Source organism: Rhodococcus sp. NPDC006774 (assembly GCF_040636045.1).
Classification (GTDB): domain Bacteria; phylum Actinomycetota; class Actinomycetes; order Mycobacteriales; family Mycobacteriaceae; genus Rhodococcoides.
This window is the reverse complement of sequence record NZ_JBEYIW010000020.1, coordinates 60,395-80,001: the sequence shown is the minus strand read 5'-3', so window position 1 is coordinate 80,001 and position 19,607 is coordinate 60,395. Positions and strand designations below refer to the sequence as shown.

At 65.2% G+C, this 19,607-nt stretch carries 24 protein-coding genes and 1 pseudogene; 6 read left to right on the top strand and 19 right to left on the bottom strand.

Annotation, left to right across the window (positions count from 1 at the left end; all coding sequences use genetic code 11):
- The 3 genes and pseudogenes from ABZ677_RS23010 to ABZ677_RS23000 form a co-directional block, all read right to left on the bottom strand.
- Positions 1 to 239, bottom strand: a pseudogene (locus ABZ677_RS23010) (HNH endonuclease); the annotation flags it as partial.
- Between the two features lie 552 nt (positions 240 to 791).
- Complete coding sequence (locus tag ABZ677_RS23005; protein ID WP_094741301.1) at positions 792 to 1,247, bottom strand: 6,7-dimethyl-8-ribityllumazine synthase; 456 nt, start codon at positions 1,245 to 1,247, stop codon at positions 792 to 794.
- A 10-nt stretch (positions 1,248 to 1,257) separates the two neighbouring features.
- Entirely contained in the window at positions 1,258 to 1,689 is a 432-nt protein-coding gene (locus ABZ677_RS23000) for a DUF1810 domain-containing protein (RefSeq protein ID WP_121873272.1), read from the bottom strand.
- Positions 1,690 to 1,930: 241 nt separating this feature from the next.
- Between ABZ677_RS23000 and ABZ677_RS22995 the strand changes: the two genes are divergently transcribed.
- On the top strand, positions 1,931 to 2,053 hold the full coding sequence (locus ABZ677_RS22995; protein WP_256986403.1) for a hypothetical protein: 123 nt from the start codon (positions 1,931 to 1,933) through the stop codon (positions 2,051 to 2,053).
- Between the two features lie 109 nt (positions 2,054 to 2,162).
- Positions 2,163 to 2,591: a helix-turn-helix domain-containing protein gene (locus tag ABZ677_RS22990; RefSeq protein WP_037191674.1), complete on the top strand. Its 429-nt coding sequence runs from the start codon at positions 2,163 to 2,165 to the stop codon at positions 2,589 to 2,591.
- 27 nt (positions 2,592 to 2,618) lie between these two features.
- Here ABZ677_RS22990 and ABZ677_RS22985 read toward each other — a convergent pair whose 3' ends face one another.
- The 5 genes from ABZ677_RS22985 to ABZ677_RS22965 form a co-directional block, all read right to left on the bottom strand.
- Entirely contained in the window at positions 2,619 to 3,596 is a 978-nt protein-coding gene (locus ABZ677_RS22985; RefSeq protein WP_358373575.1) for a hypothetical protein, read from the bottom strand.
- Position 3,597: 1 nt separating this feature from the next.
- Positions 3,598 to 4,089, bottom strand: coding sequence for a DUF955 domain-containing protein (locus tag ABZ677_RS22980; RefSeq protein ID WP_252342070.1), 492 nt, complete (start codon positions 4,087 to 4,089; stop codon positions 3,598 to 3,600).
- The gene (locus ABZ677_RS22975) at positions 4,086 to 4,853 is read right to left on the bottom strand and encodes a hypothetical protein (RefSeq protein ID WP_358373572.1); all 768 of its coding nucleotides are present in this window, start codon (positions 4,851 to 4,853) and stop codon (positions 4,086 to 4,088) included. Before ABZ677_RS22975 ends, ABZ677_RS22980 begins: the two co-directional genes overlap by 4 nt.
- A 94-nt stretch (positions 4,854 to 4,947) precedes the next feature.
- On the bottom strand, positions 4,948 to 5,160 hold the full coding sequence (locus ABZ677_RS22970) for a hypothetical protein (RefSeq protein ID WP_358373569.1): 213 nt from the start codon (positions 5,158 to 5,160) through the stop codon (positions 4,948 to 4,950).
- A complete protein-coding gene (locus tag ABZ677_RS22965; RefSeq protein WP_358373566.1) occupies positions 5,153 to 5,422 on the bottom strand; it encodes a hypothetical protein in 270 nt (89 codons plus the stop codon). Before ABZ677_RS22965 ends, ABZ677_RS22970 begins: the two co-directional genes overlap by 8 nt.
- 394 nt (positions 5,423 to 5,816) lie before the next feature.
- Between ABZ677_RS22965 and ABZ677_RS22960 the strand changes: the two genes are divergently transcribed.
- Together ABZ677_RS22960 and ABZ677_RS22955 are read left to right on the top strand one after the other, a co-directional pair.
- Positions 5,817 to 6,884, top strand: coding sequence for a GGDEF domain-containing protein (locus tag ABZ677_RS22960; protein ID WP_358373563.1), 1,068 nt, complete (start codon positions 5,817 to 5,819; stop codon positions 6,882 to 6,884).
- The gene (locus ABZ677_RS22955) at positions 6,881 to 7,273 is read left to right on the top strand and encodes a hypothetical protein (protein WP_358373560.1); all 393 of its coding nucleotides are present in this window, start codon (positions 6,881 to 6,883) and stop codon (positions 7,271 to 7,273) included. Before ABZ677_RS22960 ends, ABZ677_RS22955 begins: the two co-directional genes overlap by 4 nt.
- A gap of 36 nt (positions 7,274 to 7,309) precedes the next feature.
- On the opposite strand, the gene ABZ677_RS22950 is transcribed toward ABZ677_RS22955, so the two are convergent.
- A complete protein-coding gene (locus ABZ677_RS22950) occupies positions 7,310 to 7,894 on the bottom strand; it encodes a TetR/AcrR family transcriptional regulator (protein WP_358373557.1) in 585 nt (194 codons plus the stop codon).
- Positions 7,895 to 7,955: 61 nt separating this feature from the next.
- Between ABZ677_RS22950 and ABZ677_RS22945 the strand changes: the two genes are divergently transcribed.
- Positions 7,956 to 8,717, top strand: coding sequence for an SDR family oxidoreductase (locus tag ABZ677_RS22945; RefSeq protein ID WP_358373554.1), 762 nt, complete (start codon positions 7,956 to 7,958; stop codon positions 8,715 to 8,717).
- A gap of 4 nt (positions 8,718 to 8,721) precedes the next feature.
- On the opposite strand, the gene ABZ677_RS22940 is transcribed toward ABZ677_RS22945, so the two are convergent.
- The 5 genes from ABZ677_RS22940 to ABZ677_RS22920 all read right to left on the bottom strand — a co-directional run bounded on the left by ABZ677_RS22940 (position 8,722) and on the right by ABZ677_RS22920 (position 13,323).
- Positions 8,722 to 9,207: a CoA-binding protein gene (locus ABZ677_RS22940; RefSeq protein ID WP_358373551.1), complete on the bottom strand. Its 486-nt coding sequence runs from the start codon at positions 9,205 to 9,207 to the stop codon at positions 8,722 to 8,724.
- Entirely contained in the window at positions 9,204 to 10,502 is a 1,299-nt protein-coding gene (locus tag ABZ677_RS22935; protein ID WP_358373548.1) for an O-acetylhomoserine aminocarboxypropyltransferase/cysteine synthase family protein, read from the bottom strand. Before ABZ677_RS22935 ends, ABZ677_RS22940 begins: the two co-directional genes overlap by 4 nt.
- A 4-nt stretch (positions 10,503 to 10,506) precedes the next feature.
- Positions 10,507 to 11,019: an OsmC family protein gene (locus tag ABZ677_RS22930; protein ID WP_358373545.1), complete on the bottom strand. Its 513-nt coding sequence runs from the start codon at positions 11,017 to 11,019 to the stop codon at positions 10,507 to 10,509.
- A 189-nt stretch (positions 11,020 to 11,208) separates the two neighbouring features.
- Positions 11,209 to 11,868, bottom strand: coding sequence for an SDR family oxidoreductase (locus tag ABZ677_RS22925; RefSeq protein WP_358373542.1), 660 nt, complete (start codon positions 11,866 to 11,868; stop codon positions 11,209 to 11,211).
- Positions 11,869 to 11,907: 39 nt separating this feature from the next.
- Positions 11,908 to 13,323 carry an acyl-CoA synthetase gene (locus ABZ677_RS22920; protein ID WP_358373539.1) on the bottom strand — a complete coding sequence of 472 codons (1,416 nt, stop codon included), beginning with the start codon at positions 13,321 to 13,323 and terminating at the stop codon, positions 11,908 to 11,910.
- 2 nt (positions 13,324 to 13,325) lie between these two features.
- Between ABZ677_RS22920 and ABZ677_RS22915 the strand changes: the two genes are divergently transcribed.
- Positions 13,326 to 13,754, top strand: a complete 429-nt coding sequence (locus ABZ677_RS22915; protein ID WP_037191484.1) for a hypothetical protein — start codon at positions 13,326 to 13,328, stop codon at positions 13,752 to 13,754.
- 109 nt (positions 13,755 to 13,863) lie between these two features.
- On the opposite strand, the gene ABZ677_RS22910 is transcribed toward ABZ677_RS22915, so the two are convergent.
- The 5 genes from ABZ677_RS22910 to ABZ677_RS22890 form a co-directional block, all read right to left on the bottom strand.
- Complete coding sequence (locus ABZ677_RS22910; protein WP_358373536.1) at positions 13,864 to 14,481, bottom strand: LysE family translocator; 618 nt, start codon at positions 14,479 to 14,481, stop codon at positions 13,864 to 13,866.
- Positions 14,482 to 14,606: 125 nt separating this feature from the next.
- A complete protein-coding gene (gene dapC, locus ABZ677_RS22905; RefSeq protein ID WP_037191481.1) occupies positions 14,607 to 15,710 on the bottom strand; it encodes a succinyldiaminopimelate transaminase in 1,104 nt (367 codons plus the stop codon).
- A gap of 5 nt (positions 15,711 to 15,715) precedes the next feature.
- Positions 15,716 to 16,039: a ferredoxin gene (gene fdxA / locus ABZ677_RS22900; RefSeq protein ID WP_008714223.1), complete on the bottom strand. Its 324-nt coding sequence runs from the start codon at positions 16,037 to 16,039 to the stop codon at positions 15,716 to 15,718.
- 113 nt (positions 16,040 to 16,152) lie between these two features.
- Positions 16,153 to 16,911: a hypothetical protein gene (locus ABZ677_RS22895; RefSeq protein ID WP_358373531.1), complete on the bottom strand. Its 759-nt coding sequence runs from the start codon at positions 16,909 to 16,911 to the stop codon at positions 16,153 to 16,155.
- Positions 16,912 to 16,949: 38 nt separating this feature from the next.
- Entirely contained in the window at positions 16,950 to 19,568 is a 2,619-nt protein-coding gene (locus tag ABZ677_RS22890; RefSeq protein ID WP_358373586.1) for a bifunctional FO biosynthesis protein CofGH, read from the bottom strand.
- Positions 19,569 to 19,607 lie beyond the last annotated feature (39 nt).

Genomic DNA, 19,607 nt, shown 5'->3' with positions numbered 1-19,607 from the left:
AACGCAGCCATGCCGCGGGCGAGGGCGACGATCTTGGTGGCCTTGGACGGTGAGAGCAGGGTTGTGGAGGTCAGCCAGCCGGCGGGCCCTGGGAAACCGAGCTTCTCCCGGCTCACGCGAGTATCGATCTCGGCGACGAGGGCGATACGCCGCGCTTCCAGTAGTTGGATCTGGTGGGAGACCGCGGCGGCATCGGCGAGGAGTTCACTCTCGCTCAGTTGCCAAATCTCCGTGGTCATGCGAGCAAGTGTATCGAACGCGCGTTCGACTGGCAACCATAGTGCAACCGAAAACTATTGCCCTACAAAAGTATTGGGAACTCAAAGTCTGTCGGTAGCCCATGATAGAGGTCGACTCATCCCCCACACATCACGATTTGTGGGCTGCGATCACGGCTCCTCGCTGTTGGAGAATTGTCCAGTTACCGTCCCGTCGCTGCCACAACGTCCCTCTACGGGTATGCACGCAGTCGAGCAGCAGTGTGTACGTCAGCAGGTAGGTGGCTGGGGCAGTTCCCGTGGCTGAAACTCCCCGATCATCACCGCCGGGCCGACCGCCCGGGTCGTACAAGTACCGGTCCTCGAGGACCGATCAGACGTGCTCGCGACTGCAGAGCCGACCCGGAGCGTCGATATCCCAAAACTTCGATCGGCGAGGCGCTAGGCGTCGTTGCGCGTGGTGCCGTACTCGCAAAGATAGAAGATCCGTTCGCGCGGTTCGAGTTCCGCGAGTACTTCGTGCAACTCAGGCGCAGGGAGGCAATAGGCCCCGGCCCGAAATCGGCCCCAGCGTCAGCCGATGGTTCCCAGCGACGCCAGGGTTTTGACAACGGCCCGCGCAGCTTCGGCACCCTTGGTTTCGAGGTGGGCGGTGAAGAACGCTGCGTGGTCGGCGTGCTCATGGAAGTGATGGGGAGTGAGCACCACCGAGAACACCGGCACATCGGTGTCCAGTTGCACCCGCATGAGGCCGTCGATGACCGCCGTTTCTACGAAGTCGTGTCGATAGATTCCTCCGTCGACGACCAGCGCGGCGGCGACGATCGCCGAGTACTTCCCGGTCTTGGCCAACCGCTGGGCGTGCAGCGGGATCTCGAATGCCCCCGGCACCTCGAAGACGTCGACACGAGTATCGCCCTGGCCCAGCCGCTCGAGTTCGGCCGCGAATCCCACTCGCGCTCGGTCGACGATGTCCAGGTGCCAGCTGGCGTGGACGAAGGCAATGGATCCGGCGAGTGGAGTCGTCATGGGTGCGATGCTAGCGGTACCGCTCGTCGAGCAAGTCGAGTGTCGCGCCATCGAATTCGCCGCCGAAATACTTCTGCAACACTTCACCGAAAACGGACTGGCCCTTGGTAGCTTCGGCGAAAAGCGTCATGGACGAATGCAGTTTCAGATTGTCGGGGTAACCGAAGATCTCGTCTACCGTTCGACCCTCGATTCCGACGGTCAGCCGGGCCGCCTTCTTCAGACGCGGACCCAGCACCTCGTGGGACAGATACAGTTCCGCCTCCGTCAGGTCGGCGATGCCGAAGTGCTGAGCAGTCGCACTTCGTCCCAATCCCGCCAACTGCGGGAAAACGAACCACATCCAGTGGGTGTGCTTCCTCCCTGCCTTCAACTCCTGCGTCACTGCGCTCCACACGGGATCCTGGGCGTCGACGAAGCGTTGCAGGTCGTATTCGGTCATGCACTCAACCTAGGGCACCGATTCGGTTCGCCTCGACAGCAATCTTTCAGCTAATATCTAGACCTGGACGGTGTCGAATTCGCAGACGATGCCGGCTGCCGGATGCGAGGCCACCCCCCGCAAAGCACGACAGGCCTCGCATCCGGATTCGACCGCATCACGTCGCCTCTGCGATCCAGACTCGTCCAGCTCATGAGACAGAGGGGTAGTCGAGATGTATTCGGTGTTGATATTCGCGATCGTGGCTGCGCTTGCATTGATGGCGCTGTCGCTGGTCACGTTGATCGTCGGCGAATCGATCCGAATGATTCGGCACATCGCTCAGGGCCGGCCAAGCGCCACCCAACGCGGATTTCGACCGTGAACAGCAGAGCGGGTTTATCGAAGCCGCCGGACGGTTACCATTTGGTTACTGAAATGTCGGCTACCGCCGCGGGACAAGTTGGGTTCACATGATCAGAGGGAAGACAAAGGTGCCGGTCGAAGACGGATCGTTCGCGGCCAGGTTGAACAAGCTGTTCGACACGGTCCATCCACCGGGACGTCGGCCTCACACCAATGCCGAGGTCGCACAGGGGCTGGCCGACGCGGGCCATCGCATCTCCAAACCGTATATTTCGCAGCTTCGATCCGGACACAGGACCAACCCGTCGGAGGAGACCGTGACAGCGTTGGCGCGGTTCTTCAAGGTACGGGCGGATTATTTCTACGACCCGGTCTATCAGGATGCGGTCGATCGCGATCTCGAAATGCTCGCGCAATTGCGGAATCAGGGCCTGCGGCGACTGTCGGCGCGCGCATTCGACCTGTCCGACGAATCGCAGAGCCTGCTGACCTCGATGGCCGAAAAGCTACGCGCAAGCGAAGGATTGCCCGCGGTGCCACCGGACAGCACCCCGTAGCGCTCGCTGCCTAGCCGGCACCGTCCGCTACCGAGCAGTCGTGTCGGTAGCGGAGTCCGGTGATGTCGAGTCGTCGAGCGCGGCGGTGGACGTCGATCGATGCGCCCGGGCGATCAAGGCAACCCACTGCGGAGGGGACCAGTCGGGTGGGGGCACGATCCAGTGGGCACCGAGGATGGGGTGGGCGAGAGGGTCGTGGACCGTCCGAGCTATCCGTGCTGCGCGATCCACCGGATCGGTAGGCGCGGCGACTCCGTCGTCGAACTGTCCGGCACCCACCTGCAAGTACAGCCCGTCCATGACGTCCGACACGTGATCGGACGCTTGCAGCACAGTGGGTGCCCGCGATCGGTCGGAGTCGCGAAGTTCGGGGAATCGGCGGAGCAGGGCGTGGTGTAGATCTTTGATGCGGTAGAGCAGGATCCGGGCGCGTATCCATGTCTCGATCAACACCGACACTGCACCGATCGACATGATCAACGCACCCACTGTGAGCACCCCGCGGTTGGGTTCCGCACCGAGAATCACTGCGATGGCGATCGACAGCGGCGCCACAGCACCGAGACAATAAAGGGCAACCGCACGCCCGATCGGCGTGCGGGCGATCACCCGAACCCCGGCCGCGATCACGGCGGCGAACGCCGGCAGAACCGCGCACCAGCCGGCCACCGGGTTCAAGAGCGAGCCCGCCATCGCACCGGCTGTGGACACCGCGATGACGACGGCACACGTTCGGTACCACCGCCGCAGAAGTGTCGGCCATGCTCTGATGGCGATCACCATCGACGCTCCGGCCGCGCCGGCCCAGCACATCGCCAACGCTGCGGCCGCATTGTCGCGGCCGAGCGTGGCGGCGACGTCGTCGATGGCCACCGTCTGGGCCGCCGCTGTGCACACCATGGCCAGGACCATGCAGATCCGAACCGTGGTGGCAGGTCGCACGACCATTCGGCCCACTCGTGCACCGGCCGCAAGCCAGACCACCAGTGCTGCAATCCACGCCATGTCAGCCCAACGCCTGGTCGAAAGAGACGATCGATCGAGCTGCGCCTCGGGTGTTCGCACGACGCAATCGCTGCAGCAGCTGCCCGGCGAAGGCCTCCGCTTCCCATTCGTCGTCGTTGTCGGCACCGTCCACCACGGCCGATTGCAACGTGCGTTCGCTCAGCAAGTACGCCAGCAGCTCATCGCTGACGGCGCGCAGGGAACTCTCGATGGGTATGCCGTCGTGTCGAAAGACGATGTGGCCCAGTTCGTGGGCGAGCGTGCGATCGTAATTCGGAAGGTCCGTACCTATCACGATCACGTCGCGATCGGGGTAGGCGCGGCGCTGCCCACACACCCCTGGCGGCAGGACTGCGCCCTCGATGACGATCGGCCGCCTGCGTTCGCGGGCGATCGCCTCGATCACGCCGTCGAGCGTGGATCGATCGGCATCCGCTGCAATTTCGCAGACCACGTCCACGGCCGCCGAGATCCGACGATGTGAGCGCGTCACGAGAAGATCTCCCCGCGAGCTCGATCGAGACGCACCTGCTGCGCGCGGGCTCCCCTGGCGCTGATGACACCCGCTCCGGCTCCGGCGAGCATCAGACCCACGACTCCACCTGCCACCGCGCGTGCGTCCAACAGACCGGACGACGCGGTGAGTTCGGTATCCGGATCAGGACCGTTCGCGCCGGGACCCGATGCGCCGGGACCGGAAGCGGACGACGACGGCGAGGCCGCACTGGTCGACGCCGGGCCGGCCGGTTCTGTCGACGGTGCGGTCGAGGAAGATGCCGCCGCCGTCTCCTCGTCCTCGACATCGGGTACATCGAGGCCGGCTCCTGGCGGGACACCGCCTGCACCGCCGACAGGCGGAACGGCTGCAGGAGGCCCGGCTGCAGGAGGCCCGTCGACCACCCCGGACGTCGGCGTGCGTGACGGCTGCGAGCGAGTCGACGACTGTTCCGACTCCGTGGTGGGTTCGTGGGTGGGTCGTGGGCGTCTCGACGACGAGGTGCTCGACGCTGCTGTTGTGGTCGAGGTCGCCGACGTGGTGGTGGACGACGTGGTGGATTCGGTGGTCGTCGAATCATCCACCGTGGTGGTGACATCGGTGCTGGTGGGGGCGGGGTGATGACACGCGTGCAGATTTCCGATACAGATCGGATACGCCGACGAGACGCCGGCCCCGGTGCCGATCATGACGCCACCGACCGTCGCGGCTCCCGCCGCCACTGTCAGCGCCGCGACACGCCACCTGGTCCCAATGCTCATTCGCTGTCCCCGATTGTCGTTCGTTTCGAGCCGGCAGCCAGGATCGGCACGCCACTGCATCGAGTATCGGCCTCGCCGGGCAGAAGTCGAATGCTCACGACGTGCTGTAGCGCAGCAACCGCGTCCGCACCCGGGCGTCGACGTCCACTGCACCGTGACCGGAACGCGTCAAGGCCTGGTACAAACGCGCCCGGTACTGACTTTCGCTCAAACCGAAGCAGACGAAGATCTCCGAAGCATCCGCACCGCCGTACGGCTCCCAGCGAGCCGCGAACATGATCAAGGCTTCGTCGCGGTTGTCAGCCATCGAAGCGACCCGCATGCGTCTCCAACAGATCAGCGGGCGACGTACCGAAACGACTACCACCGAGCAGCGCGTGAGCTGTCCCGATCGTGCCGATTGCGGTCACTCCCGCCACGATCCCCAGCATCGGCTGGGCGAACATCCAACCCAACGCCGTGAATCCTGCGAGCAACACTGCCACCACACCGACGACGTAGACCGCCCGGAAGCTCGCGCTGTCGATAACAGCAAGATTTTCGGCTCTGCTCCATGCACTCGTCACCATGCCCCCGTCCTTCACATTCGACTAGCGAGCAGCGTACCCAAACTGCCCGAAGTCAGCAATTTTCTAGTTATCCATCCGGGGGCAGCGGCACCGCAGCAGCGGTCTGCCGACTGGGCGAGCGGCACACGGAAACGCCCGCTTTTCATACGCGAGCCGACGTTACTTTGCCTTACTCGACTCGCCCGCTGCCGTTCACCGAGACAATCGGTATCAACGCAGTTCAGATCGCACTTTTCGAAGCGGAGGCATACCTCTGCAGCGGACCACCCGCGACGTCGGCCGTACTCACCGGACTCCCGCGCCATCGGATCCGTCACGGCCGCCGACACCGATCGAGTGGAGTTGCGAGAATCACAATTGGTAACGGGAAAATAGCTGCGGCGATGGAGCAGACGTGAAAGCCGTATCGACACCCCACGCCTCGGTGCCCGTCGTCGCTCAGCGAAGAGAGGCCCGAAAAGTGCTGGCGGCAGTCTTGCTACTGCTGATCGTATCGGCTCTCACCGGAATAGGAACGACGCTCGACTCGTTCTCGGTACCCGACGTCGAGCAGTCGTGGACGACGGTGAGCGGACTGGTCGCGTCCATCGTCTTCTCGATCGTGGGTACGGTCGCGACCAGACCTGTGCACATCGGACGCGTGCAGCTCGACTCGACCGTCGTGTGGGCTGCGTTTGCAGGCCTGTTCGGCATTGCCTTCCAGGTGCACACGGCTCTCCGCATGAGCGCAGTTGCCTCGATACTCGTTCTCGCCGTGTACATCCGAACTATGCACCGAGCCTCGATCGCACGGGTTCAGTGTTCGGTACTGGCACTGGCCGTGGCCGGTTCGCTCGCCCTCGGTGAAGCCGCGAGTTCGCCGAGCGAGGTCATCGTCGCCCTCTTCTGTGTGGTCGCGTTCACCGAAGTACTGGGGTCGGCCGGAGCAAGTCTTCGCTCGGCAGCGTTGCGCGACCCGCTGACGGGGGTGTTCAACCGCACGGGTGCCGAGCACGGGTTCGCCCGTCTCACAGCGCAACTGCGCCGAAGGACCGACCGCGTCGCGATCATTGCTTTCGACATCGACAACTTCAAGGATCTCAACGACAACTACGGGCATGCAGCCGGTGACCGGGCCCTTGCAGAGCTCGCTCTCTCGTGGTCCTCACGCGCGCCGTCGCGATCGATCCTCGGACGTGTAGGCGGCGACGAGTTCGTCCTCATCACCCCGGTCTCGAACCACGCCGAGGCGAGGCAGTTGGCCGAAACCATGGTTGCCAGCCAATCGGTGTCTGCCTCTTACGGTTTGGCTGTCTCGACGCCCAAAGACACACCGTTCGAGACTTTGCTGGCCGACGCCGATGCCGATCTGTATCGGTACAAGCGCCGACCGAACGGAGAGGTCGGGTCGCCGCGGAACTCGGCCGGACCCCACCGCCTCCCGTGCAGCGGGCCCAGTGTTCACTTCGGCCCGCAGTTGTGAATGCCCAGTGGCAGCGTGCGCTCGGCGCACACCGGGGAACACACGAGATCTCGGACGTCACCGCCCGCTTGCGCGCACACGGCGTCACCGCGGATACCGTCCTTGCCGTGCTGTCCGACCCGAACCGTTTCCTGAACGCATTCGAGCACGATGGACCCGGGTGGACGCACCGGTACGGCGGGCCCGTCGGTGCCGCACTCATCGCGTCGGAACTGGCTCACTACCTCAGGAGCAGGCAGCGCGCAGCAGAGCGGCTCCGGCTCGACCTCATTGCCGAGATGGCTTCCAGCGTCGCTCAGCGCCCCGACCGCCGAAGGGCACGGCCGGGACTTCACCTCGTCGATCCGAGGACGGACCCCGACGAGATACCCCTATCGGGGTCCACCTAGGGGGCTGCACCTCGAACCGTTGCTCGGGGCCACCGGTCAGGTGAACCCGCGCAACAGAGTGTCCACGGTCGCGTCGAGCAGATCCTCGGTCGGGACGCCGTCGAGCAGGTCGCCGGTGGCCAGCATCGCGAGTCCGTGCACGCTCGCGAAGGCGACGCGCGCGAGGATCTCGGGTGGAGCCTCGGTGATCACACCGGCCACCATCGCCTCCTTCAGCAAATCCTCGGTGGCGGTCATACTCTCGTGCGCAACGCTTTTCAGATTCTCACTGGCGTCGGGATGGTGCTTGGTGCTGTACATGACATCGAGCAACTCCGGGTGTTCGACGGCGAATCCGAGGTAGGCGCGGGCGACTCCACGGAACCGAGCCAGCAGCTCACCGGGTCCCGTTGCCGCTGCGACCATTCGGCGATTCAATTCCTCGAAACCGTGCAGCGCCAGCGCATCCAGTAGCGCCTGCTTGTCGCGGAAGTGGCGCGCCGGGGCACCGTGACTGACGCCGACATCTCTGGCCAGCTGCCGAAGCGACAACGCGTCGACCCCGCCGTGCGCGATGCTCCGTTCGGCCTCGTCGAGCAAGACCGCGCGCAGGTCACCGTGGTGGTAGCGCTGCGTTGCCATGACCTCACCCTAGGCGATGTTGGCGTTGACAACAATGCTGACACTGCCTACATTTGCTGGCATGACTTCCACAGCGCTCATCACCGGAGCAAGTTCGGGACTCGGCGAGGAATTCGCCACCCGCTTCGCCGCACGCGGCGAGAACGTCGTCCTCGTGGCTCGACGCGCCGATCGGTTGAACACCCTGGCGCGGCGCATCGAATCCGAGCACGGCGTGACGGCCACCGTCGTAGCGATGGACCTGGGTGTCCCCGGCGTGGGCGACACCCTACGAACCACATTGGCGAACAAAGGAATCACCCCCACCACCCTCGTCAACAATGCAGGTTTCGGAACGCATGGAAGGTTCGCCGACGAGGATCCCGTGCGCGTCGCTGCCGAGATCGCACTGAACGTGAGCGCCCTGGTCGACCTGACGCACGCATTTCTGCCGAACCTCACCGGCGCACTGATCAACATCGCGAGTACCGCCGCGTACCAACCCACCCCCAACATGGCCGTCTACGGTGCGACGAAGGCATTCGTCCTCAACTTCACCGAAGCGCTGGCGTACGAGCACCGCACCTCGTCGCTGAAGATTCTCGCGCTCTCCCCCGGCCCCACGCGCACCGAGTTCTTCGATGTCGTGGGATCGGAAGATGCCGCGGTGGGCAACTACCAGACCTCGGAGCAGGTGGTCTCGACGGCTTTGCGCGCGTTGGATTCTCGCCGCACCCCCGCCAGTGTCGTGTCCGGTCTGTCCAACAAGATCAGCGCCGGCAGTGTCCGTTTGGCCCCACGTGCACTGGCAACGGTGATCAGTGGCCGTCTGCTGAAGGCGTGAACCGCTAACCGCGGGTACGACGCGAATCGATCACTCCCGTGTCGAATCCGGCCAGATGCAGTCCTCCGTGGAATCGGGCGTGTTCGATCTTCAGGCACCGATCCATGACGACGTTCAACCCCGCGGCCTCCCCGTCGCGTGCCACCGGCTCGTGCCACAATCCGAGCTGTAGCCAGATCGTCTTCGCCTGCGCTGCAATCGCTTCGGACAGAACGTCGGGCAAGTCGTCGTACTTGCGGAACACGTCGACCAGATCCGGCGATTCAGGCAGATCCGCGAGGGTCGGATAGACCGTGGTCCCTTCTATGTCGGTGACCGTCGGATTGACGAGAAATATCTCGTAGTTGCTCGTCGAGGACAGATACCGATTGACGAAGTAGCTTGCCCGCGAGGGGTTCTTGGACGCACCGACGATCGCGACGGTCTTCGTCTCACGCAGGATGCGTTGCCGCTGCGGCGTGGACGGGCCCTGCCAGGTGCGCTCGCTCATGACCGCGCCTTTCCTGTTGCCAGTGTCAGGGCCTGATCCAGGTCCCACAGAATGTCCTCGGCATCTTCGAGTCCGACGCTGATGCGAATCAACTCGGGACCGACACCTGCTCCGCGGAGTTGCTCATCGGTCAGTTGTCGGTGTGTGGTGCTGCCCGGGTGAATCACCAGCGTGCGCACGTCACCGATATTGGCGACGTGGCTGGCGATCTGCACGCTCTCGACGAACGTCTGCCCGGCCTCGCGGCCACCGTCGATTCCGAAAGCGAACACCGCACCAGGACCGGCAGGGAGATACTTCGCTGCTCGGTCGTGCTGCGGATGACTTTGCAGGCCTGCCCATCTCACGTAGTCGATACGTGGATCGGTTTCGAGCCACTCGGCAACGACTCGGGCATTGGCGACATGTGCGTCCATACGCTGCGGCAGCGTCTCCACACCCTGGATCAGCGTGAATGCCGATTGCGGTGCCAGTGCGCCCCCGATGTCGCGCAACTGTTCGCTGCGCAGCTTCGTCAGAAAGCCGTACTCGCCGAAGTTTCCCCACCACGACAGCCCGCCGTAGGAGGCCACGGGTGCCGTCATCTGCGGGAATTTGCCCGAGCCCCAATCGAACCGCCCGGATTCCACCACCACTCCCCCGAGCGTCGATCCGTGACCACCGAGGAACTTGGTGGCCGAGTGGATCACGATGTCGGCGCCGAACTCGATGGGCCGGCTCAGCCACGGCGTCGCCATCGTCGCGTCGATCACCAGCGGGATTCCGTGATCGTGGGCCACGGCGGCCAGACCCTCGAGGTCGGCGATCTCGCCCGACGGATTGCCGATGACCTCGGCGTAGATCAGCTTGGTCGAATCCGTCACCACTGCTGCGTAATCGGAGGGATCGGTGCCAGGGACGAACGTGGTCTCGACGCCGAAGCGGCGCAGCGTCACGTCGAGCTGGGTCACGGTGCCGCCGTAGAGCCCGGCCGCGGCAACGATGTGGTCTCCGGTGCCCGCGAGCGCAGCGAACACTGCGAACTCGGCCGCCAACCCACTGGCGAAGGCAACCGCCCCGATGCCGCCTTCGAGGCTCGCGATGCGCTCCTCGAAAGCGGCGACGGTCGGGTTGCCGATGCGGCTGTAGACGTTGCCGTACTTCTGCAGAGCGAACAGATCGCCCGCGTCCGCGGAATTCTCGAACACGTAGCTCGCCGTCTGATAGATAGGCACCGCACGCGAACCGGTGGCAGGATCGGGTCTCGCTCCGGCGTGAATTGCTCTGGTACGCAGGCCGAATGTCCGTTCGCTCATGACGTCAGGCCGTCTCGAGAACGGTGCGGATCGGGGTGGGATTGCGCGTCAGATCCAGCACGGGGCAGTGATCGTCGACGGCCTTCTGCAGCTCCTCGTACCGCTCCCGTGACTCGGGACCGGTGACGGTCACGACGACGCGCACCTCACCGAACCCGGGACGAACGTTGTCGTCGAAACCGAAGAATCCGCGAACGTCGAGGTCACCCTCGGCCTTGGCCTTGATGCCGTCGACGACGATACCGAGCTTCTCGGCCCAGACGCGGTAGGTGACCACCTGGCAGGACAGCAGCGACGCCAGGTAGTACTCGACGGGGTTGGCGGCCTTGTTCTCACCGCCGAGGGCAGGCGGCTCGTCGACCTCGACGCTGAACTTGCCCAGGGTGACGGTGCTGGCGACGGCATCGTGCGCGGTGGCGGAGGCACGGAAGACCGCCTGGGCGTTCTTCGCGTCGGCCTGCACGGCATCGTCGGTGGCAGCGATGACGCCGCCGATGTGGGACACAGATGTGGTCATGGAGGATCCTGTTCGATTCGAGGGTTGCCGGAACTACCCGAGGAGCGCGAAATGCCCGTCGGGGATGGGTTCGATCGACAGTTACGAACAGGAAGACGTGCAGACGAGACCGAAGTCGATGGTGCGACGACGTACGAGCCTTCTGGCTGCGTCGATCACGTGTGTCTCGGTCACGACGCCGACAATAGCTTACGAGAACTGATCCGCGCCGACATCGGTCTCGTCGTCGACGATCGCCGCGACGATACGCGCTGCCACCGCCTCCGGCGTCAGACCTTGCGGTAGTTTCGGTGCCTGCCCGGCGATCGGCCGCGTCGCAAGACCCGTCTCGGTGTGCGGCGGACGCACGTCCACGATCCTGATCTTGGACTTACGTGCCTCCGTGCGCACGCTTTTCAGCAGTGCGGTCACCGCAGCCTTGCTCGCAGAATAGGCACCCATGTTCGGCATCGGCTTGTCCGCCACGACGGCACTGATGTTGAGCACGAACCCGCCCTGGCCCAGGGTGGTCAGCGCTTCTCGAAGCACCCGCAGCGGTGCCAGGTAGTTGAGCAGCAGCAGTTCGTCGACGGTGTCGTCGTCCACTTCGGTCACCGGACCGAACGCCACAACACCTGCGGCGATGACTATCCCGTCCAGTCCACCATGGTGTTCGACGGCCTCCGCGATCACCGAGCGAGCCGAATCCGGCAGCGTCAGATCGGCATTCACCGTGTGGTGTTCCGACTCGACGCTCCGGCCGCTCACGGTCAACCGGGCACCGGCGTTCGCGAGCTGCTCGACGACCGGACCGCCGAGACCGCCACTGGCACCGAATACGAGAATGCGTGCACCGTCGAGTGTGGTCATTCCTCGACGTTAACCGCCGCCTCGCGCCCTCGCTGACGTCTAGCCCAACAGCTTCTTCTGGACCTTCCCCATCGCGTTGCGCGGAAGGGAGTCGACGACGCGAATCTCGCGGGGCCGCTTGTGAATCGACAGCTCGGTGGCCACCAGATCGATCAGCACTCGATCCTCCACATCGGTGCCGACGACGAACGCCACGATGCGCTGACCGAGGTCGTCGTCGGGCACACCGACCACGGCCACCTCGTCGACGCTCGGGTGCCCCAGCAACACCGTCTCGATCTCCCCTGCGCCGACGCGATACCCGCCGGACTTGATCAGATCGGTCGAGGCGCGCCCGACGATGCGGTGGAACCCGTCGGGCTCGATGAGAGCGACGTCTCCGGTGTCGAACCACCCGTCCTCGGTGAACGTCGCGGCCGTCGCCTCGGGGTTGTTCAGGTAGCCGTCGAACAGCATGGGGCACCGGATCTGCAGTGCACCGATGGATTCGCCGTCGTGGGGCAGGATTTCGCCCTTCTCACCACGCAACCGTGTCTCGACGCCCGCGACCGGCAGTCCCACCGAGCCTGCTCGACGCTCCCCGTCGGCGCGGGTGCTGATGGTGATGAGGGTTTCGCTCATGCCGTATCGCTCGATGGGAGCCTGGCCGGTGAGTTCACGCAGCTTCTCGAACACCGGGACCGGGAGCGGCGCGCTGCCGGACACCAGCAGTCGGGCACCGGACAGGGCGCGGGCCGACGCCTCGTCCGCGGCAACGCGCGACCACACCGTCGGCACCCCGAAGTACAGGGATCCGCGCGCGGCTGCATAGAGCTCGGGCGTCGGCTTGCCGGTGTGGATCAGCGGGCTGCCCACTCGCAGTGGACCGAGGACGCCGAGGATGAGACCGTGCACATGGAACAACGGAAGCCCTTGCACCACAGTGTCTTTCCCAGTCCACGCCCAGGCCTGCGCCAACGCGTCCAGGCCGGCGGCGATGGCACTGCGCGAGATCAGGACGCCTTTCGGCGGGCCGGTGGTACCGGAGGTGTAGAGCACGAACGCGACCGAGGACGGCTGCGGTTCGGGGTAGCTGTGCCACGACCGTGCATGTTGACGCACCGGCAGGACCTCGAGCCCGGAGGTATCCGGAGGCGCTTCGCCGAGCCACGCCTGCGCGCCCGAGTCGCGGAGGATGTGCTCACGTTCGGCCACCCCGGCATCGGGCGGAACCGGCACCACGGTGACACCGGCGATGAGTGCGCCCACGACGGCGAGCACGGTCTTGACCGACGGTGTCGCGTAGATCGCGAGGCGGTCGGCTCGCGAGATGCGCTCGGCCACGGACGTCGCGGCGCCCAGGATATCGGCACGGGAGAGCGAGACCCCATCGATCGTGATGGCGTCGGGAATATCGTCTCCTCGCGCAACGGCGAGTGGGTTCAGTGAACGAAGCAGCACATGGCTACCGTACATACATGGACGTGGACGGAATCGACACCGGCGACTACGCCGAGTACATGACGGTCGCCGCCGGTGACCTGCAGGCGGGTGTCTATCTGATCGGAACCGACGCAGAGCAGGACACGGATTCCGAGGACGACCTCGACCTGGACCTGGACGACTCCGATTCGGACGATGACGACGACATCGATATCGCGCACGTCACCGACGGCGCACCACGGCTGGTCTACTCGGTGCAGTCCGACGACTTCTGGACCCGAGTGGAATTGGCCGATCTTCGAGCCACTCAGCTCTACGAGGAAGCTCACGCACGCAATCCCGAGGTCAACACCGAACCCAAACGCTTCACCACCGTCGAGGCGTTCGGCAGCAACGAGCTGGTCTACATCCTGCGTATCCGACGCGGCGGCTGGGATGTGGGCGAGCCGGACCTCGAGCCGTGATCCACGCGGCACCTCTGGTCCTCGCAAACGCGCGCGCGTTTGCTGAACGCGAGCGGTTTCGCGTCACGATTCTGCGCGCGTATGGCAAGTGCGCGCGCGTTTGCGAGATCTAGGCCGAGGACGCGACGGTTCCGATACCGAGTGCGACCAGGATTCCGGCGCTGATCCGGTCGATCCAGTCGGTCACCGCGGGCTTGCGCAACAGCGCGACCGCGCGTGAGGCGAGAACGGAGAACACTCCCATCACCAGCGCGGCGACAACCACCTCGACCAGACCGAGCGTCATGGCACCGGTGAACGTGACCTCGGTGAGGAACTGCGGCACCACCGCGAGGTAGAACAATCCCACCTTGGGGTTGAGCGCGCACGAGAGAACTCCGGCGCCGAACGCCGACCACGCGGACGCAGCGACCGGCACGAGCGGCTCGCCGGCCACCTTGTTCCTCCGTCGAGCCCGGAAAGCCTTGACGCCCAGATACAGCAGGTACAGGCCGCCGAGGACCTTGACCACTCGATATGCCGTCGCAGACTGCTCGACGATCGCCGCCAGCCCGACGGCCACCAGCACGGCCCAGAACAGTCCACCGATCGCGACGCCCATCGCTGCGGCGATGCCGGGCTTGAGGCCGCCGATGCTGTAGCGAAGCACCAGAAACGAATCGGGCCCGGGCAGAATCGCCAGCAGGAAGCACACACCGGCGAAGCTGAGCAGCAGGCTGAGGGTCACGGCTATATGAGAACACCCCGGCGGAGCGGGAGCCAACCGACGTGAGTGTCCACAATTCGAGTCGAGAAACGGGATCCCGCTCGACGGGCCGAATAGTGGACGCTCAGCGCACCAGAGAAACCCGACTACCCGCGCAGGCGACCGGCCGCAGCCTCGATGCGCTCGTCCGTGGCCGTCAGTGCGATGCGCACGTGGTGGGCACCGTCGGGACCGTAGAACTCCCCGGGGGCGGCGAGGATTCCGCGTTCGGCGAGCCAGTCGACGGTGTCGCGGCACGGTTCGCCCCGCGTAGCCCAGAGGTAGAGCCCGGCCTCGGAGTGGTCGACGGTGAATCCCGCTGCCTCGACGGCCGCCTTCAGAGTCGTTCGACGGGCGCGGTATCGCTCGCGCTGGATGTTCTCGTGCTCGTCGTCGGCCAGTGCGGCGGTCATGGCGGCCTGGATCGGCAACGGCACCATCATGCCTGCGTGCTTGCGCACCTCGAGCAGCTCGGCGACGAGGGAGGCATCTCCGGTGACGAAGCCGGCGCGGTAGCTGGCCAGGTTCGAGGTCTTCGAAAGCGAATGCACGGCAAGGAGATTCGTGTGATCACCGTCGCACACACGCGGATCGAGGACGGATACGGCGTCGGCATCCCACGTCAGACCGAGGTAGCACTCGTCCGAGACGACGATCGCGTCACGTTCACGGGCCCAATCGACGACCTTGCGCAGGTGATCGACTCCGAGCACCTTGCCGGTCGGGTTGGACGGTGAGTTGACGAAGATCAGCGACGCACGCTCGGGCCCCAGTCGATTGAGGCCGTCGGCCCGGATCGTTCGCGACCCTGCGAGCAGCGCCCCCACTTCGTATGTGGGATATGCCAATTCGGGGATGACGACCAGGTCGTCGGGCCCCAGGCCGAGAAGAGTCGGCAGCCAGGCGATCATTTCCTTGGTGCCGATGGCGGGCAACACTGCGTCGGTCGAAATGCCGGTGATGGAGTAGCGGCGCTCGAGCGCCGCCACCGCGGCCTCCCGCAGCGCCACGGTGCCGACGGTCGTCGGGTAACCGGGTTCATCCGCAACAGAATTCAGCGCTGCACGGATCACCTCTGCGACCGGATCCACCGGTGTACCGACCGACAGATTGACGATGCCGTCCGGATGAGCCGAGGCCTTCTCCTTGGCGGCGGTCAGCGAGTCCCATGGAAAATCGGGCAGCCCCGCTGCCACCGCTGTGCGCACCAAGATCGTCAGTTCTCGCCCATGGGAGGCAGAGCCTTGATGAAGGGAGGGTCGTAGTCGGTCTTGCCGAGCTTCGCCGCTCCGCCGGGAGATCCCAGGTCGTCGAAGAAGTCGACATTGGCACCGACGTACGCGCTCCACTGCTCGGGAACGTCGTCCTCGTAGAAAATGGCCTCGACGGGGCACACCGGCTCGCAGGCTCCGCAGTCGACGCATTCGTCGGGGTGGATGTACAGCATTCGGTTACCCTCGTAGATGCAATCCACCGGGCACTCTTCGATGCACGCTTTGTCCAGTACATCTACGCACGGTTCTGCAATCGAGTAAGTCACTGCTGCTCTCCCCTCCTGTATCGATCGTGGGCGCTCGCGCGCCCTGAGCATCCTAGTATCGCCGTCCGAACCTGAGCCAAACCGAGCAGGGTGACCTCACCTGGCTCGGGCGGCTATCCCCGCAGTCGCTTCGCCGGTGAGCTTTCGCCGATGGCAGCGGCCTTACGGTGGGCGGCGAGCCACTTACGTCCCTGTTTCGCAGCACGCGAGAGAGCGCCGCGCTCGCCGAGATATCCGGCGACACCGCCGACGAGCGGGATGGCACCGAGGACGCGGTAGACCCCACGAGGATGCGGACGCTTCTCCAACTCACCGGCGACGTCGCGCAGCACGTTCGCGATCTGCCACATGCCGCGCAGCAACGCGAACGGACCCGACTTGGGGGACTCTTCCTTCTTCGCCGGAGCACTGTCGGCCAGGGACGTCAGATCACGCTTGCACAGCACCGATCCGAGCAGCTCCACGTGCGTCTCGCGGTCGGTCACACCCGATTCGCGCGCCACGGCCACGAGCACCATCGCCTGGTTGGCGAACCCGAGCAGATCCTGGATCGGCAGCCGGTTGACCAGGATGCCGAACACACCGGGAAATGCGACGGCAACGGTGTTGAGGGCACCGATGCGATTGACCCACCACTGCGAGCGAGCGTCACTGTCGAGCTTCTCCCAGCCTGCGGTGCCGGGGAAGTCGGTGGTGTCGAAGGCTTTCGCGAGGAAATCGATGACGTTGTCGAGGGTCGAATCGTCCGCAGAGGACTCGCGGAACGTCCGCCCCTTGAGTCCGATCGGGTCCCGTGTGGCCAGGATGTCCAGCACGGGATGGATGATGGCGACGGCGCTGCTCAGCACCGCGGCGACGCGACGGTCGTCCATGTCAGACAAGCTCCATTTCGAGAAGAGGGACCCGAGGGTCAGATCAGGCCGGCAACCGACACGGCCGGGGCCGGGTCGTATGTGGTGGTGCGCTGACGAACCGGTCGTCCGATGCCGTCGGCGATCTCGTGCAGCTCCGCGACGGTCTTCTCCGAACCGTTCTGCGAACCCGCCATCCGTGAGATCGTCTCCTCCATCAGGGTCCCGCCCAGATCGTTCGCGCCTCCGTTCAGCATCGCCTGTGTACCCGTGATTCCCAATTTCACCCACGATGTCTGGATGTTGTCGATTCGGCCGTGCAGCATGATCCTGGCCAGGGCATGCACCGCGCGGTTGTCCCGGTTGGTCGGGCCGGGTCGCGAGGCCCCGGCCAGATACAGCGGCGAGGACTGGTGCACGAACGGTAGCGGCACGAACTCGGTGAACCCACCGGTCTTGTCCTGGATCTTCTTGAGCACGTTGAGGTGACCGACCCAGTGCGACGGATTGTCGACGTGGCCGTACATCATCGTCGAGCTCGACCGCAGGCCCACCTCGTGCGCGGTGGTGATCACTTCGATCCACTCGGCAGCAGGCAGCTTGCCCTTGGTGAGCACCCAGCGGACCTCGTCGTCGAGGATCTCCGCGGCCGTACCCGGGATCGAGTCCAGCCCGGCTGCCCGGAGTTCGGTGAGCCACTCGCGGATCGACTGACCGCCGCGGGACGCGCCGTTGACGATCTCCATCGGCGAGAACGCGTGCACGTGCATCGACGGCACCTTGGCCTTGACCGCACGCACCAGATCGGCGTACCCGGTCACCGGCAGTTCGGGGTCGATGCCGCCCTGCATGCAGACCTCGGTCGCACCGACGACGTGCGCTTCCCACGCTCGATCGGCGACCTCGGCGGTGGACAGGGTGAAGGCATCGGCGTCGCCCTTGCGCTGGGCGAACGCGCAGAAGCGGCACCCGGTGTAGCAGATGTTGGTGAAGTTGATGTTCCGGTTCACCACGTAGGTGACGGTGTCTCCGTTGACCTGCTTGCGCAGATCGTCGGCGAGCGCGGCGACGGCATCCATGCCCGGGCCCTCGGCCGTCGCCAACGCGAGGTACTGCTCGTCGGACAACCCGGCCGGGTCCTTCTCCGCTGCCGTCAACGCCGACACGAGGTCGCGATCCACCCGCTCGAGCCCGGCGAGATCGCGCACCTGCTCACGAATGGACTCCCAGTCGCCGAAGGCATTCGCCAGATCCGAACGAGTCTCGGTGTTGCGGCCCTGGGTGTCGATCTCGGTGTTCAGGTCGACCCGGCCCGAGGACTCCCACTCCTCGTCCGGCTCCTGCCACGGCAGACCCGTCGGGTTGACGTTCTCCCGCGCCATGCCGGTCTCGGGATCGGCGAGGGCCCGCACGTGCGCGGAGATCCGCGGGTCGATCCACGGCGCACCGGCGAGAACGTACTGCGGCTGCGCGGCGGTGCGCTCGACCAACCGGTATCCGGCCGTTGCCGACAGCTCGGCGAGAGTGTCGAGGTTCGGCCACGGCCGCTCGGGATTGACGTGATCGGGAGTGAGCGGCGAGACGCCACCCCAATCGTCGACGCCTGCGCCCAGCAACGCTGCGGTCTCCTCCGGTGCGACGAGGTTCGGCGGGGCCTGAATCCGCATCGACGGGCCGACCACCATGCGGGTCACCGCGATCGTCGCCAGGAATTCTTCGAGACCGGCATCGGGCACCGACCGCATCGCGGTATCGGACTTGGCCAGGAAGTTCTGCACGATGATTTCTTGCACGTGCCCGAATGACTTGTGCACCTTACGAATTGCCATGATCGACTCGGCGCGGTCGCGCAGCGTCTCGCCGATTCCCACCAGAATTCCGGTGGTGAACGGAATGTTCAGACGACCCGCGTCGGTCAAGGTCCGCAGCCGAACCTCGGGATCCTTGTCGGGGCTGCCGTAGTGCGCCTGCCCCTTTTCCTCGAACAACCGACGCGAGGTGGTCTCGAGCATCATGCCCATCGACGGGGCGACGGGCTTGAGTCGCGAAAGTTCCTGCCACGACATCACTCCGGGGTTGAGATGTGGCAGCAGACCGGTCTCCTCGAGCACCCTGATCGACATGGCGCGCACGTAGTCGAGGGTCGAGTCGTAGCCGCGGGAGTCGAGCCACGCCTTGGCCTCCGGCCACCGCTCCTCCGGCCGGTCACCGAGGGTGAACAGCGCTTCCTTGCACCCGAGAGCGGCACCCTTGCGAGCGACGTCGATGATCTCGTCGGGATCCATGAACATCCCGTGGCCTGCGGCATTCAACTTGCCCGGCACGGTCACGAATGTGCAGTAGTGGCACTTGTCGCGGCACAACCGCGTGATGGGTACGAACACCTTTCGCGAGTACGACACCGTCTTCGGCCGGCCTGCGGATTCGAGTCCCGCATCACGCACCCGGGACGCCGACGCCATCAGATCGCTCAGATCCTCGCCACGGGCGTGCAGCAACACCGTGGCCTCGTCGACGTTGAGAGACACTCCGTCGCGGGCGCGGCGCAACACTCGTCGCATCGCGGAGGGAGCTGGTACGGAGTCCGGTAGAGAAGTCACCCAACGATCATGCGCCTTCCTGGTACGCACGTGCCACCGCAGGGGTCGGTAGTCCGTCGCCGATCCGAACGTCGCCATTCGGTAACGACTCAGGTCGCCCTCGTTCGTACGGGCGGG